We start from the raw sequence: 14,881 nt of genomic DNA, 5'->3' as shown, positions 1-14,881 counted from the left end.
TGTCCCGAGCACAATGGGGGTCGTGAGCCCGGCCCAATCGGTTGAGCGGGCCCAGACCGCGCGCAAGTGGGGCAGCAGCGGGCTGGCCTATCTGACCGGCCTGCCCGGCGGACCCCCCGACTTCTCCCGCGCCAATGTGCTGGCTCACGCCGAGCGGATCGCCGCCGATGCGGCCACCCTGCTGACCGGGCGGGCCGGTTTGCTCGGACTGACCCCAGGCGGCCGGATCTCGGCCAGTGGTCGCACCCGGCTGCTGGCGGCGGCGGATGGTTGGTGTGCGATTACGCTGTCTCGCCCCGACGATGTCGCCGCCATCCCCGCGCTGCTGGCCGCCGACGAGGTGCCCGAAGACCCCTGGCCGATGCTGCAGCGTTGGGCCGCAACACGTCTGGTCGCCGCGATCAACGAGCGTGCCGAACCGCTCGGCCTTCCCGCGGCCGCCCTCGGCGAAGCCGCCGCGGTGCCACCGCACATCCGGCGCAGGGGGTTGCGGGGTTCCCAGCGTGGGCCGGTGGGCCTGTTGGTCGCCGACTTGTCGTCGATGTGGGCCGGCCCGCTGTGTGGGCGGCTGCTGGCCCGGGCCGGCGCCACGGTCGTCAAGGTGGAAAGCCCGGCCCGGCCCGATGGCGCCCGATCCGGTAATCCCGCGTTCTTCGACTGGATCAACAGTGAAAAGCTGTCCTACTGCGTCGATTTCGACCGTGACACCAACGAGCTGCGCGCGCTGTTGGCGACCGCGGACGTCGTCATCGACGCGTCGCCGCCAACCGCGCTGGCGCGGCTGGGACCCGACCACATTGCGCCGCGGCCCGGTCGAATTTGGTTACGCATCAGCGGACATGGTGAGCGTTCCCGACGGCCGGTGTGCGGTGACGACGCCGCGGTCGCCGGCGGCCTGGTTGGTACCAGCACACAAGGCCCGGTGTTCTGCGGGGACGCCATCGCCGACCCGCTGGCCGGCCTGGAAGCCAGCCGAGAGGTGGCCGAATCGCTGCGCCGCGGGGGCGGCGAACTGATCGACGTCTCCATGGCGGCCGTCGCCGCGACCTACGCGGCGCTGCCGACGGGGCCGTCGGTATCGGTGTACCCGGCCGCGCCACCGCCGGCGCCACCGCCGACCAGGCCGGCGGCCGCGCTCGGTGCCGACAACGCCGCCGTGCGCCGGTTGATCGCCGAAAGACGTTGCTTCTCATGCTGATTCGGCGGGCCACGCTACTGGACGGGACGAGAGCCGATATCCGCGTCGGGGCGCAGATCGAAGAGGTGGCCCGCGTGCCCCACGGCCTGGTCTCCCGGGTCGGGGAGGGCGTGCTTGACGCGGGCGGTGGAACCGTGCTGCCCGGGCTGCACGACCACCACGTGCACCTGCGCTCGGCGGCGTCCGTGCTGGATTCGTTGTCCGTCGGACCGCCCGCGGTGCGCACCAAAGAGCAACTGGTGCAAGCCCTGTCGAACGCCGTGCCGGGCCCCGACGGGTGGATTCGCGCCGTCGGCTATGACGAGTCGGTGGCCGGCGAGCTGGACCGGGCCGCCCTGGACGCGGTGGTGCCCGACATCGCGGTGCGAATCCAGCACCGCAGCGGCACAAAGTGGATCCTCAATTCCGCCGCCCTGGGCCGGGTCGGGCTCGCCGACCATCCCGACGGGAGGCTACGCAGCGCCGACCCCGGCTGGTCGGACGCGCTGACGCGGCGGGAAACCCACCTGGCAGAACTAAGCCGTCGAATCACCGCCACCGGCGTCACCGGCGTCACCGACGCAACCCCCGATCTGGACGCCGGCGAGCTGGTCTGGCTGATGGTGGCCCACCGCCGCGGCGAGTTTCGGCCCCGCGTGCGCCTGCTGTCGCCGGGAAAGAAGATCCTGCGCGATGACCGGCTCGACGTGGACGCGCTGACGGGCTGGATCGCCGACCAGCACGGCGCCGGCCGGCCGGTCGCCGTGCACTGCGTGACGGCACCCCAACTGGCGGTGACCATCGCCGCCCTGCGGGCCGCCGGCAGCCATCCCCTCGATCGCATCGAGCACGCCGCCGTGGTGCCCGACGACAACCTGGCCGACCTGGCCGAGCTGGGCGTCACCGTGGTCACCCAACCCAACTTCATCACCGAGCGCGGCGATCAGTACCTCGCCGAGGTTCCCGCCGCCGAGCACGGCCAGCTTTGGCGGGTGGCGTCGCTGCTGGCCAGCAATGTCCCGGTGGCGTTGTCGACCGACATGCCGTTCGGCCACGGCGACCCGTGGGCGGCGATGCGCGCCGCGGTGTCCCGCACCACCCGCGGCGGAGCCGTCCTCAACGGAGGCGAACGGGTCTCGCCGCGAGCGGCTTTGACGATGTTTCTGGGCTGGTCCGATCGGCCGGGTCGGCCGCGCACCGTCGACATCGGCGAGCCCGGAGATCTGTGTGTGCTGACCGAGCCACCGGCGGTGGCGCTGGCCGAGCTGGACGCCGCCATGGTGGCCGCCACCGTCATCGGCGGTGAGCTCGTCTACTTCGCGATGTGACCCGGCCGGGCCGCCGGGGCCAGCGCGGCGCGCAACGCGTCGCACTGCTTGTCGAAGAACTGTTGTGACACTTGAGCCTTCGGCGCCACCAGATCGAACGCGTGAAACACGCCGTTGACCAGTTCGACTCGACATGGCACCCCGGCTGCACGCAGCCGACGGGCGTAGTCGAGATCCTCGTCGTGGAACAGGTCGTGGGTACCGACACCGATCCACGCCGGCGCCAGCCCGCGCAGGTCGGTGCGGCGCGCGGGGACGGCGACCCGCGGGTCCGCCGTGCCCAGATACGCAGACCAGCCAAAGCGATTGGCGCGCGTGTCCCACAGCCGGTAATGCGGTTGGCCCGCCGACAGCGAACTGCGGTCATCAAGCATCGGGTAGACCAGCAGCTGAAAAGCCGGTGCCAACTCGGCCCGGTCACGAGCCAGCAAGGCCAGCGCCGCCGCGAGGCCGCCGCCGGCGCTGGCGCCGCCGATCGCGACCCGCCGCGGGTCCACCGCGGGCAGGCCGGCCAGCCAGGTCAACGCCGAGTAACAGTCCTGCAGCGGCGCGGGATACGGATGTTCGGGTGCCAGCCGGTAGTCCACCGATGCGACGGTGATGCCCAGCCTCGTGCTGAACCGACGGCAGAGCCGGTCGTCCTGTCGCGCGCTGCCCATGACGTATCCGCCGCCGTGGATCCACAGCAAGGCCGGCGCCGGTCCGGTGCTGCCGGCCGGCCGGTAGAGCCGGACACCGACGCCGCAGGCCAGGGTGAGCACCTCGACACCGCCGGGCGTGCGGCGTCCCGTCAGGTCCATAAGTGCCCGCACCAGGGGCAAGGTTCGGGGACCGACCAGGCGCCGCGGCGCGAGGCGCGCGATCAGGCGTAGGTCGGGGTGAACGGTGTTGCCCGCCGGCACCACACTATTATCCAGGGCGGTGTCAGCCGCCCCGCCATGCTTGCCGCGCACATCGGTCTCACCCTGACCAGCGTCAACCTCCTGGGAGCTTGCCAGTGAGCGATTCCACCAGCGACCCGCCGCAACACGACCACGCCTACGGCTTTCCCGCCGGGCTATGGCGCGCCGTGGAGCGTCATCAGCCGCCGGGTGCCGGGTTGCTGGTCCGGTTTTCCAGCCCGCTGCGGGGCCCCTGGCTGACGTCGGTGTTCGGCCTTGTGCTGCTGCTGGCGCTGCCGATCGTGGTGCTCACCGGGCTGCTTTCCTACATCGCGTATGCGCCGCAGTTCGACCAGGCCATCCCGGCCGACGTCGGCTGGTTGCGGTTGCCCGCGTTCACCTGGCCCACCCGTCCGTCGTGGCTGTACCGGCTGACCCAGGGTGTGCACGTGGGGCTGGGCCTGGTGCTCATCCCGGTGGTGCTGGCCAAGCTGTGGTCGGTGATCCCGAAGTTGTTCGTCTGGCCACCGGCACGTTCGATCTCCCAACTCCTGGAGCGGCTGTCGCTGTTGATGCTGGTCGGCGGTGTGCTGTTCGAGATCATCACCGGTGTGCTCAACATCCAGTACGACTACGTTTTCGGATTCAGTTTCTATGACGGGCACTACTTCGGCGCCTGGGTCTTCATCGCCGGCTTCCTGATGCACATCGCCGTCAAGCTTCCGCATATGATCACCGGATTGCGGTCGCTGTCAATACGAGAAGTGTTGCGCACCAATACGACTGACACTCGTCCGGAGCCGCCCGATACCACCGGGCTGGTGGCCGCCCATCCGGGCGAGCCGACGATGAGCCGGCGCGGCGCGCTGGCCCTGGTCGGCTCCGGGGTGCTGCTGATCGCGGTGCTGACGGTGGGCCAGACGCTCGGCGGGGCGGCGCGCGGCCTGGCCCTGCTGCTGCCGCGGGGCCGATCATCACCGGGGAGCGGTGGCTTCCCGGTCAACAAGACCGCCGCCGCCGCCGGGATCACGCCGGCAGCCGTCGGTGCGAGCTGGCGATTGATCCTGCGGGGCGGGCCGTCGGAGGTGGTGTTGGACCGCGCCGCGCTGGCCGCCCTGCCGCACCACACCGCGCGGCTGCCGATCGCCTGCGTCGAGGGTTGGTCGACCGTGCAGACCTGGAGCGGCGTGCGGCTGGCCGACCTGGCCCGGATGGCCGGGGTGCCGGCCGCCCGCTGCGCGCGTGTGGCATCGCTGCAAACCGGCGGCGCGTTCGGCGGGGCGATGCTGCAGGCCAACCAGATCAGCGATCCGGATGCGTTGCTGGCGCTACGGGTCAACGGGGAAGACCTGCCCCTCGATCACGGCTATCCAGCGCGGATCATTGTTCCCGCACTGCCGGGCGTGCACAACACCAAATGGGTGGCATCCATCGACTTCGAGCCCAGATGATAAGACTCGCAAAGCGTTTTGCGGTTCACTATGGTGCCCATCCGGTGCACCTGCTGACGATGGTGTCCGGCTTCGCGCTGGTTGGCTACATCGTGGCGACCTTCCGGCCGGTGACGCTGTGGAACCCGGATCGGTGGTGGCAATCGATCGCCGTTTGGTTCGCCGCCGCGGTCATCGGACACGATCTGGTGCTTTACCCGCTGTACACGCTGACCGATCGGGCCCTGACTCGGCAGCGGGCCCGAAGGCCCCGCGGTCACCCTCGAAAAGTCTCGGTCCGCAACTACATTCGGGTGCCGGCCCTGGGCGCCGGACTGACCCTCCTGATCTTCCTGCCGGGCATCATCCGTCAGGGAGCGGCGACCTACCACGCGGCGACCGGCCAGACTCAGCAGCCGTTCCTGGGCAGATGGCTGCTGCTCACCGCGGCGATGTTCGCCGCCAGCGCCCTTACCTACACCGTCCGAGTCGTCGTCGCGCGCCGTCAGCGAACAGATCGGTAGCCCTTGGTCCGGAGATTGGCCAGCCGAGCAGATGTCACCGCAACGGAGCGGGCGCTCCCACAACACCCGGTATGCCGTCTTGGCCTACCGCCAACCGGTAGAGGTAGGCTCCCCCCATGACGGCGAGTGGACCGACCAAGAAACCGTGCGGCAACAGGTTGCTTCGTGCCCGGCCCGCTGACTGCCTGCTGGCCCTGAGTGTCGCGGGTGCCTCGCTGCCGGTGGTGGGCAAGCACCTCGAGCCGCTGGGTGCCGTCACCGCGATAGGCGCCTGGGGCGCCCGGCTGGCACCGGAATTGGTGTCGGTGCGGGCACGGGAGTGGCTCACCCCCGGCATCAACGAGGTCCGCCGACGGGATCGCGCCAGCACCAACGAGGTGTCGGTGGCCGCCCTGCGGGGTGTCGTGTCGGCCGCCGACCTGGCGGCCGAATGGCCGGCACCGGAGCGCATGCCGCCGGTGTCGGGAGCGCTACGTCACCGCCGCTACCTGTACCGCCGCCGCGTCCACTACGGGGACAACCCGGCGCAGCTCCTCGATGTCTGGCGCCGCACCGACTTGCCGGCGCAGCCCGCCCCGGTGCTGGTCTTCGTCCCGGGCGGGGCATGGATCCACGGCAGCCGCACGATCCAGGGGTATGCGCTGATGTCACACCTGGCCCGGCTGGGATGGGTATGCCTGGCGATCGACTACCGGGTGGCGCCGCATCACCCGTGGCCTCGGCACATCCAGGATGTCAAGACCGCGATCGCGTGGGCCCGGGCCAACGTCGACAAATTCGGCGGCGACCGCAACTTTATCGCGGTGGCAGGTTGTTCGGCCGGCGGGCATCTGTCGGCGCTGGCCGGGCTGACCGCCAACGTCCCCCGATTCCAGGCCGAGCTGCCGGAAGGCTCCGACACCTCGGTCGACGCCGTCGTCGGGATCTATGGTCGCTACGACTGGGAGGACCGGTCCACCCCGGAGCGCGTCCGGTTCGTCGATTTCCTGGAGCGCGTGGTGGTCAGGCGCACGATCGACCGCCACCCAGAGGTGTTCCGCGACGCCTCGCCGATCGCCCAGGTTCATCAGCACGCCCCCCCGTTCCTGGTGATTCACGGCAGCCGCGACAGCGTCATCCCGGTGGCGCAGGCTCGCAGCTTTGTCGAGCGGCTGCGCGCGGTGTCCCGATCGCAGGTTTGCTACCTGGAGCTGCCGGGCGCGGGCCACGCCTTCGACCTGCTCGACGGCGCTCGTACCGCCCCGGTGGCGCACGCAATCGCGTTGTACCTCAACCAGATTCACCGCACTCGCACACAATTGGCGAAAGAGGTCATCTGACACCGGAGCGCGAGGAGTAGGGGGCTGTGGTGAAACGGCTCAGCGGCTGGGATGCGGTACTGCTGTACAGCGAGACCCCCAATGTGCATATGCACACCCTCAAGGTCGCCGTGATCGAACTCGACCCCGACCATCGCGGGTTCGGCATCGACGCGTTTCGCGCGGAGATCGGCAGTCGGCTCCACAAACTCGAGCCGTTCGGCTATCAACTGATTGATGTCCCGTTCAAGTTCCATCACCCGATGTGGCGGGAGCACTGCGAGGTCGATCTCAGCTACCACATCCGGCCCTGGCGGCTGGCCGCACCGGGCGGCCGGCGCGAACTGGACCAGGCGATCGGCCAGATCGCCAGCACCCCACTGGACCGCGCCCACCCGCTGTGGGAGATGTACTTCGTCGAGGGGCTGGCCAACCACCGGGTCGCGGTGGTGGCCAAGATTCACCACGCGCTCGCCGACGGGGTCGCGTCGGCGAACCTGCTGGCCCGCGGCATGGACCTGCTGCCGGGGCCCGAGGACGGCAGGTATGTAGCCGACCCTGCGCCCACCAGGCGGGAGTTAATGGGTTCGGCGTTTGTGGACCACCTACGCCACCTTGGGCGGATCCCCGCGACGATCCGCTACACCGCGCAGGGCCTGGCGCGGGTGCGACGTAGCTCGCGGAGGCTGTCGCCGGAGCTGACCCGGCCGTTCACCCCGCCGCCGACCTTCATGAATCATCTGCTCACCCCGGAGCGCATGTTCGCCTCCGCCACACTGGCATTGGCCGACGTGAAGGAGACCGCCAAGTTGCTCGGGGTGACGATCAACGACATGGTGCTGGCCATGTCCACCGGGGCGCTGCGCGGCTTGCTGTTGCGCTATGACGGCAAGGCCGAGCCGCTGTTGGCCTCGGTGCCGGTGAGTTATGACTTCTCGCCGGAGCGGATCTCCGGAAACCACTTCACCGGAATGCTGGTGGCGTTGCCGGCCGACCGCGACGACCCGCTGGAACGGGTGCGCGCTTGTCACGACAACGCGGCCGCCGCCAAGGAGAGCCACCAGCTGTTGGGCCCGGAACTGATCAGCCGCTGGGCGGCCTATTGGCCGCCGGCGGGTGCGGAAGCCCTGTTCCGGTGGCTGTCGAGCCGTGACGGGCAGAACAAGGTTCTCAACTTGAACATCTCGAACGTTCCCGGTCCCCGGCAACGCGGCCGGGTGGGCGGTGCCCAGGTCACCGAGATCTACTCGGTGGGGCCGCTGACGGCCGGCAGCGGGTTGAACATCACCGTGTGGAGCTATGTCGAGCAGCTCAACATCTCGGTGCTGGTCGATGGTGCCACCGTGCAGGACCCGCATGAAGTGACCGCGGCCATGATCACCGACTTCGTCGAGATACGTAGGGCGGCTGGGCTTTCTGAGAAACTGACGATCGTCGAGGCCGCGATGGCTCAGGCGTGATCGGAGGGTGAACCGCTCCGCCTGCCCCGAGCAGACGCAAAAGCCCCCGAAAACCGTGGTTTTCGGGGGCTTTTGCGTCTGCTCGCGGTACTAGCCGACGGTATAGCCCATCGGCATCAGCACACTCTTCTGCTGGGTGAAGTGCTCCACGCCCTCCGGCCCGTTCTCCCGGCCGATCCCGGAGTTCTTGTAGCCGCCGAACGGACAGCCGGGATCGAAGGCGTACCAGTTGATTCCGTAGGTCCCGGTGCGGATCTTCTCCGAGATCTCGATGCCCTTCGGTATGTCGGTGGTCCATACGCTGCCGGCCAGTCCGTACACCGAGTCGTTGGCGATCTTGATCGCGTCGTCTACGGTGTCGTATCCGATGATGCTCAGCACCGGCCCGAAGATCTCCTCCTGGGCGATCGTCATCTTGTTGTCGACGTCCGCGAACACCGTGGGCTGCACGAAAAAGCCGCTGTCCAGGCCCTCGGGACGACCGCCCCCGCACACCAGCCGGGCCCCCTCTTCGATGCCCTTGGCGATGTAGCCTTCGACCCGGGCGCGCTGCTTCTCCGAGATCAGCGGCCCGACCTGGACGGCCGGGTTCGACGGCGGCCCCACCGGTAGCGATTGCACGAAAGCGCTTACCGCATCCACGATTTCGTCGTAGCGAGAGCGCGGCGCGAGGATGCGCGTCTGGTTCACACAACCCTGCCCGGCGTTCATCACCCCGGAGAAGACCATCATCGGGATCGCGGCGGCCAGGTCGACATCTTCGAGGACGATGGCCGCCGATTTGCCGCCGAGCTCCAACGTGCAGGGCTTGAGCAGATCCGCGGCGCGCCTACCGACCTCCCTGCCGACGGCCGAGCTGCCGGTGAAGGTGAACATGTCGACGTCCGGGTTAGCGGTCAGCGCTCGTCCGGTCTCCACGTCGCCCGGCACCACCGACAGCACCCCCTCGGGCAGCCCGGCTTCGGCGAACACCTCAGCCAAAGCATTCGCCGTCAGCGGGGTTTCGGCGGCCGGTTTGAGCACCACCGGGCAGCCGGCCAGCAGCGCCGGGCCCAGCTTGTTGACCGCCAGGAACAGCGGCACGTTCCACGCTATGATCGCGCCCACCACCCCGACCGGCTCTCGATAGACGATGGTCTGCCCGTAGGAGCCGGTGCGCGTCTCCTTCCACTTGACCTGGTCGACGGCGGCGTTGGCGAAGAAGTTCAGCGCCCCCATCGAGCCCATCCAGTGCATCGTTTCGATGATGGTCGGCGGCTGACCGGTCTCGTCGGTGAGCAGCTTGGTGAACAGCTCCTTGCGATCCTCCATCAACTTGGCCGCGGCCGCCAGCACGGCGGCGCGCTGCTTCGGCGGGGTGGACGGCCAGGCACCGGTGTCGAATGCCGCCCGGGCCGCGGCGACCGCGGCGTCCACGTCGGCCGCGGCGGCCATCGGCACCTTGCCGATGTACTCGCCGGTGGCCGGGGAGTGCACCTCGATGACCTCCGAGGTCGACGGCTCGGTCCACGTGCCGCCGATGAAAAGCTTGTCGTACTCGGTCGTGTGGCTGTCGGTCATGACGTGTCGCTCCTTCTCATCGCTTCGCAATGCATCGTCGCCGTCGGTCGCGGCGCTCTCCCCGCAAGCGGGACGCGGCGCTCCTGCTCGTCGCTTCGCTCTGCAACCTCGCCGGCGGTCATGGCGTCACCCTACCCAAGCCAAAGCAAAACGAGAACATGTTCCATTATTGCGGTTGCAGCACCAGCACCAGATTGCTCACCAGGAACTCGCGCAGCACCGGCACGGACGTCAGCCACCACGCCCATCGTGGGTGGTAGCGGGGAAATGCGGCTACCGCCGCGCCGGTGCTGGCGGCCCAGCTCAGGCCCTCGGCGACCGACACGGCGAACAACGACGACCCGTAGTTATTCTTTGCCGGATGGCCGTGTTTGCGGGCGTAGCGGGCCGCGGCGCGGGCACCGCCGAGGTAGTGGCTCAGGCCCATCTCGTGCCCACCGAACGGGCCCAGCCAGACGGTGTAGGACAGCACGGCCAGCCCGCCCGGCCTGGTCACCCGCAGCATCTCGCCACCGAGTTGCCAGGGCCTCGGCACGTGCTCGGCGACGTTGGACGACAGGCAGATGTCCACCGAGTCATCGGCGATCGGCAGCGCCATCCCCGAGGCCCGGACGAACGTGGCCGGTCGCGGCGCACAAGCCGTCCCAGCGGCATGCATTTCGTGAGGATCCGGCTCGACACCGATATAGCGGACGCCGGCGTCGGCGAACGCCGACGCGAAGTATCCGGGGCCGCCGCCGACGTCCAGCAGTGTACGGCCGGCCGGGGCTTCACCGCGCATTGCCAGCCACAGATCGCCGACCATCGCCACCGTGTCGGCGGCCAGTGCGCGGTAGAAGCGCGCCGGGTCCCGCCGCTCGTAGCGGAACTCCGACAGCAGCCGCAGCGACCGGGCCAGGGTCGCCCGCCGCGCGAAGATATCGGTCACCGCCACGGGCCACACCGTACGCAGTCGCCGCAGCGACCACTAGCCGGCACCGTCTAGGCTATTGGCCAATGTCTGCTCTGCGCTCGGTGCTGCTGCTGTGCTGGCGCGACACCGGGCACCCGCAGGGCGGCGGCAGCGAAGCCTATCTGCAGCGCATCGGCGCGCAGCTGGCCGCATCCGGCATCGCCGTCACGTTGCGCACCGCGCGCTATCCGGGATCCCGCCGGCAGGAAGTCGTCGACGGCGTCCGGATCAGCCGCGCCGGCGGGCGCTACTCGGTGTACTTGTGGGCGCTGGTCGCGATGGCCGCAGCGAGAATCGGCCTCGGCCCGCTGAGCCGGGTGCGCCCCGATGTCGTCGTCGACACCCAGAACGGCTGGCCCTTCCTCGCCCGGCTGCTCTACGGCCGGCGGGCGGTGGTGCTGGTGCACCACTGTCACCGCGAGCTGTGGCCGGTTGCCGGGCCGGTGATCTGCCGGCTGGGCTGGTATGTCGAGTCGACCCTGTCACCACGGCTGCACCGACGCAATCAGTACGTGACGGTGTCGCTGCCGTCGGCCCGGGATCTGGTCGCGCTCGGCGTCGACATCGACCGGATCGCGGTGGTGCGCAACGGCCTCGACGAGGCGCCGGCACGCTCGCTGTCCGGCCCGCGCGCGGCCACACCCCGAGTGGTCGTGCTGTCCCGGCTGGTTCCGCACAAGCAGATCGAGGATGCGCTGGAGGCTGTCGCCGAGTTACGGTCGCGGATTCCGGGTCTGCACCTCGACATCGTCGGCGGCGGGTGGTGGCGGCAGCGACTGGTCGACCATGTGCAGCGGCTCGGCGTCGCCGACGCGGTGACCTTTCACGGCCATGTCGACGACGTGACCAAGCACCATGTGCTGCAACGCGCATGGGTGCACGTGCTGCCCTCCCGCAAGGAGGGATGGGGTCTTGCGGTCATCGAGGCGGCTCAGCACAAGGTGCCCACCATCGGGTACCGGTGTTCCGGGGGTCTGTCCGACTCGATCATCGACGGGGTGACCGGCATCTTGGCCGCCAGCCGAGCCGAGCTGGTGGATCGGCTCGCAGAACTGCTGTCCGACCCGGTGTTGCGGGAACAACTGGGGGCCAAGGCGCAAGCGCGCAGCGTGGAATTCTCGTGGCGGCAAAGCGCCGACGCGATGCGCACCGTGTTGCAGGCCGTGCAGGCGGGTGACCACGTCAGCGGCGTGCTGTGAGCGCGCACCAGACGTTAATCCTCGGCGATGCTCGCCGGCGTGTCGTGTGCCCGATGTAAGTGTCGGCGCCCCCGCCATCGGGCCAGCACGGCGCCGACCGCGCCCACGACCAACAGAGCCAGCCACGCCAGGTGTGCCAGCACCGTCGCGCGCCGCCGCGCTGCGGGGGCCACCGGGGTGTCACCGCCGACGTGATACAGGGCAAGCTCGTCGTCGCGGTAGGTCGGGGGCAGCTTGTGCAGGGTGCGTACGGCCGCGCCCAGGTCGCCCGCGCTGTCGGATTCGACGACCAGCCACGCCACGCCGGCCGCGGCCAGCACCGATGGATCCGCCCCGGCCAGCAGCAACTGCTGCACCGCCCGGGCGTGTGCGCCCTCGCCGGGGACGGTCGCCCCGGAGATGACCAGGTCACCGGTGGCCAGCACGTCGGCGCGGATCCAGCGGGGCAGCGGATCGAGCACCGGCGCTGGCCCGGACCAGGAGAAGCGCCGCATGGTGCCGACGGGCACCACCGCCACCGCGCCCGGGTCGGCGTTGATCGCCGCTGCGACGCTGGCCCATCCGCGTGGGTAGTGCACCGGCGCGACCTTGCCGCAAACGCCCCAGGCCAGATCCGGCAGCGCCAGGATCAGCGCCAGGCAGCAGACCGTGGCCGCCACCGCCGGCCGCAGCCAGCGTCGCAGCGTTACCACCGCGCCCGCGCCGGCCAGCCCGTAGCCGGGCACCGCCAGCGCGACCCATTTCTGGCCGTCGCGCAGCACACCCAGGCCGGGCGCGGCGTCCACCACCGCGCGTAGCGCGTGCAGGCCCGGGTCGGAGGCTAGGGCCGCGGGCACCGCCACCGACCCCGCGGCCAGCGCCAGCAACGGCACCGCCGCCGGCCGCCGCGCCGCCGCCGGTGCCCCGACCGCCACCACAGCCAGCAGCACCACCGCCGACAACACCGCGAAAAGCGTTGTCCGCGACGGGGGTACGGCCTCACCGTTCCAGATCCCGCCCAGGCTGGCCAGGCTGCCGACGGTGGCCAGTCCCGGCTCGGCGCGCGGCGCGAACGCGGTGACACCGGCCGCGTTGGCCGCCGTGTCAGCGGTCACCGACGAGCCCAGCCCCGCGGCCGTCAGCCAGGGTAGGGCACCCACCAGTGCGATGGCCAATGCCGTTGTGGCACATAGCCAACGCGGCCGACCGTCGCCGGGTGCGGCCACGCAGACCAGGGCTACCGTCGCGGCGAGCAGCAACCCGGTCGGGGTCAGCCCGGCCAACGCAATCCATAACGCCAGCACGAAAAAGCCCGACGCGCCCGGCCCGCCCCCTGATCTCAGCATCAGCATCGCCGTCGCAACCCATGGCAGGCAGCCGTAGCCGACCAGCAGGCTCCAATGGCCCTGCAAGAGCCGTTCGGCCACATAGGGATTCCAGATCGCCACGGTGGTCGCAAGGAACTGGCCACCCGCGCCCGCCGCCGGCAGCGTCGTTGCGACCAGCTGCGCCGCACCCCACCCAGCCAGCCAGACGCCGAGCACCAGCAGCGCCTTCACCACGATTCCGCCGTCGATCAGATGCGACGCCAGCGCCACCGCGAAATCCTGCGGCGTCGCCCGCGGCGGCGCCGTCAGCCCCAAAGCGGTATCGGACAGATACGACCGCGGCGTGGACACCGCATCCCGCAGCAGCAGGTAGCCGGGCCTCAGCAGTGGCGCGACCACCAGCAGCGCCAGCGCCAGCGCGTACCCCGGCCGGGCCCAGCCCATCGTCGCCGGGTTAGTCCCGTTCGGCCGAATTGGGGCTGGCCGGATCCGGGGGCCCGGATGGCCCGTGTTCGGGTGGCCCGGCCCGCTCACCGGAACCCGACCGGGGTGGATCCGCGCCGCGCGAACCCGCATCACCGCCCAGATCCGGGCGCTGTGTGGGCAGCTTCTCGGTCTCGGCTTCCGCTCCGGGCACCGGTTCCTCGAGTCCGGCGCGACGGAGATAGTCGGTGTCGTCGCGGTCCAGGCCGGGGTCGATGAGCGCGCTCTCGGTTCGCAGGCTGAACGAGGCGAGCACGCCGCCGCCGACCAACCCGATCAGCCCGGCCGCGGTGAACGTGATCGGCAGCACCCGCGACCACAGGGCCAGCCGGTCGCGCTCGTCGCGAGCCGCGTTGACCTGGGTTTCGACGGTCTGTTCGGTGGAGGTGACCTTGTAGTCGGCCATCGTCACCTCGGGCTTCGACGGGTCGCGGGCGAAGTAATGGTTGGCGTGTTCGGTTTCCTTGACGATGGTGCCTGACACCGGATCCACCCAGAAGGTGCGCTGGGCCGCGTAGTAGCGGGTCATGGTGATCTGCTCGCCCGGCTCACCGGGAACGCCCCACATCGCCGCGGTGGCGGTGACTTTGCCGTCCTCGTCGCCGGCGTACAACGACGGGTACTTGATGGGAGCGACCAGCTTGCCCGCGGTGTCGTAGCCCACGTACTGCGTAAACCGGTACGTGGTCAAGCCGTTGACGTCTTCTTCGCCCTCGTAGTCGACGTCGAACGCCTTCTGCGCGATCGGGTCGAAGTAGGGATATGACTTCTTCTCGGTGTGGAACGGAAAGCGGTAGGCCAGCCCGTCGTGTCGCAACGGGATCGCGGTTGGGGGGCTTTCGTCGTTGAACCCGCGGGGCTTCTGGACCGCGCCGCCGGTGTGTGTTTCGTCGGAAACGGCGATCGCCGTCTTCCTGTTGAGGGTGACGGTGTCGACGATCGCCAGCAGCAGCCCGCTGTCCTTCTGCTTGTCGGTGCGCCGGACCGAGGTGCCGACCTGGAGCGTGACCACATCGGCGTTGGCCGGCGACTCGACACTGACCTGCTGCTGGGAGACCAGCGGAACATTTTGGTCGACGACGATGCGCTCACCGGACAGCGACGCCGAATCGAGTGCGGTTCCGGTGCCCTCGCTGATCAACGTGGCGTCGATGTCAAGCGGGATCTTGGTGATCTTGCCGCTGGTATAGGTCGACAGCAGCAGGGCGGCGATCAGCAGGGCGGCTCCGAGTCCGATGGTTCCGCATGCGGCGAACCGCAACATGACTGCTCGGTTCACGGT

Annotated in this window: 12 protein-coding genes; 7 read left to right on the top strand and 5 right to left on the bottom strand. The window is 69.8% G+C overall.

Annotated elements, in window-relative coordinates; translation table 11 throughout:
* Positions 1 to 13 precede the first annotated feature (13 nt).
* Entirely contained in the window at positions 14 to 1,198 is a 1,185-nt protein-coding gene (locus tag G6N20_RS16120; RefSeq protein WP_083045773.1) for a CoA transferase, read from the top strand.
* The gene (locus G6N20_RS16115) at positions 1,192 to 2,505 is read left to right on the top strand and encodes an amidohydrolase family protein (RefSeq protein WP_083045772.1); all 1,314 of its coding nucleotides are present in this window, start codon (positions 1,192 to 1,194) and stop codon (positions 2,503 to 2,505) included. The genes G6N20_RS16120 and G6N20_RS16115 overlap by 7 nt, the downstream gene beginning before the upstream one ends.
* Here G6N20_RS16115 and G6N20_RS16110 read toward each other — a convergent pair.
* A complete protein-coding gene (locus tag G6N20_RS16110) occupies positions 2,490 to 3,407 on the bottom strand; it encodes an alpha/beta hydrolase (RefSeq protein WP_142271809.1) in 918 nt (305 codons plus the stop codon). The two genes, G6N20_RS16115 and G6N20_RS16110, sit on opposite strands and share 16 nt — an antisense overlap.
* 95 nt (positions 3,408 to 3,502) lie before the next feature.
* Between G6N20_RS16110 and G6N20_RS16105 the strand changes: the two genes are divergently transcribed.
* From G6N20_RS16105 to G6N20_RS16090, 4 genes are all read left to right on the top strand, one after another.
* Entirely contained in the window at positions 3,503 to 4,837 is a 1,335-nt protein-coding gene (locus tag G6N20_RS16105; protein WP_083045771.1) for a molybdopterin-dependent oxidoreductase, read from the top strand.
* A complete protein-coding gene (locus G6N20_RS16100; RefSeq protein WP_083045770.1) occupies positions 4,834 to 5,340 on the top strand; it encodes a hypothetical protein in 507 nt (168 codons plus the stop codon). Before G6N20_RS16105 ends, G6N20_RS16100 begins: the two co-directional genes overlap by 4 nt.
* Positions 5,341 to 5,456: 116 nt before the next feature.
* The gene (locus G6N20_RS16095) at positions 5,457 to 6,659 is read left to right on the top strand and encodes an alpha/beta hydrolase (protein ID WP_083045769.1); all 1,203 of its coding nucleotides are present in this window, start codon (positions 5,457 to 5,459) and stop codon (positions 6,657 to 6,659) included.
* A 29-nt stretch (positions 6,660 to 6,688) separates the two neighbouring features.
* Complete coding sequence (locus G6N20_RS16090; protein ID WP_083045829.1) at positions 6,689 to 8,098, top strand: WS/DGAT/MGAT family O-acyltransferase; 1,410 nt, start codon at positions 6,689 to 6,691, stop codon at positions 8,096 to 8,098.
* 90 nt (positions 8,099 to 8,188) lie between these two features.
* Here G6N20_RS16090 and G6N20_RS16085 read toward each other — a convergent pair whose 3' ends face one another.
* Positions 8,189 to 9,658 carry an aldehyde dehydrogenase gene (locus G6N20_RS16085; RefSeq protein ID WP_083045768.1) on the bottom strand — a complete coding sequence of 490 codons (1,470 nt, stop codon included), beginning with the start codon at positions 9,656 to 9,658 and terminating at the stop codon, positions 8,189 to 8,191.
* Between the two features lie 166 nt (positions 9,659 to 9,824).
* Entirely contained in the window at positions 9,825 to 10,592 is a 768-nt protein-coding gene (locus G6N20_RS16080) for a class I SAM-dependent methyltransferase (RefSeq protein ID WP_083045767.1), read from the bottom strand.
* A gap of 62 nt (positions 10,593 to 10,654) precedes the next feature.
* On the opposite strand from G6N20_RS16080, the gene G6N20_RS16075 reads away from it, so the two are divergent.
* Entirely contained in the window at positions 10,655 to 11,809 is a 1,155-nt protein-coding gene (locus G6N20_RS16075; protein ID WP_083045766.1) for a glycosyltransferase family 4 protein, read from the top strand.
* A gap of 14 nt (positions 11,810 to 11,823) precedes the next feature.
* Here G6N20_RS16075 and G6N20_RS16070 read toward each other — a convergent pair whose 3' ends face one another.
* Complete coding sequence (locus G6N20_RS16070) at positions 11,824 to 13,560, bottom strand: hypothetical protein (RefSeq protein WP_083045765.1); 1,737 nt, start codon at positions 13,558 to 13,560, stop codon at positions 11,824 to 11,826.
* Between the two features lie 10 nt (positions 13,561 to 13,570).
* A complete protein-coding gene (locus G6N20_RS16065; RefSeq protein ID WP_158084736.1) occupies positions 13,571 to 14,878 on the bottom strand; it encodes a DUF3068 domain-containing protein in 1,308 nt (435 codons plus the stop codon).
* Positions 14,879 to 14,881: the final 3 nt, after the last annotated feature.

This window comes from Mycobacterium shinjukuense (assembly GCF_010730055.1).
GTDB classification, from domain to species: domain Bacteria; phylum Actinomycetota; class Actinomycetes; order Mycobacteriales; family Mycobacteriaceae; genus Mycobacterium; species Mycobacterium shinjukuense.
This window is presented reverse-complemented; position numbering and strand designations above follow the sequence as displayed.

Coding starts and splice junctions, on each gene's coding strand:
- G6N20_RS16070 (WP_083045765.1), bottom strand. CDS start 13,560: ATGGGCTGGGCCCGGCCGGGGTACGCGCTGGCGCTGGCGCTGCTGGTG.
- G6N20_RS16085 (WP_083045768.1), bottom strand. CDS start 9,658: ATGACCGACAGCCACACGACCGAGTACGACAAGCTTTTCATCGGCGGC.
- G6N20_RS16115 (WP_083045772.1), top strand. CDS start 1,192: ATGCTGATTCGGCGGGCCACGCTACTGGACGGGACGAGAGCCGATATC.
- G6N20_RS16100 (WP_083045770.1), top strand. CDS start 4,834: ATGATAAGACTCGCAAAGCGTTTTGCGGTTCACTATGGTGCCCATCCG.
- G6N20_RS16075 (WP_083045766.1), top strand. CDS start 10,655: ATGTCTGCTCTGCGCTCGGTGCTGCTGCTGTGCTGGCGCGACACCGGG.
- G6N20_RS16095 (WP_083045769.1), top strand. CDS start 5,457: ATGACGGCGAGTGGACCGACCAAGAAACCGTGCGGCAACAGGTTGCTT.
- G6N20_RS16120 (WP_083045773.1), top strand. CDS start 14: ATGGGGGTCGTGAGCCCGGCCCAATCGGTTGAGCGGGCCCAGACCGCG.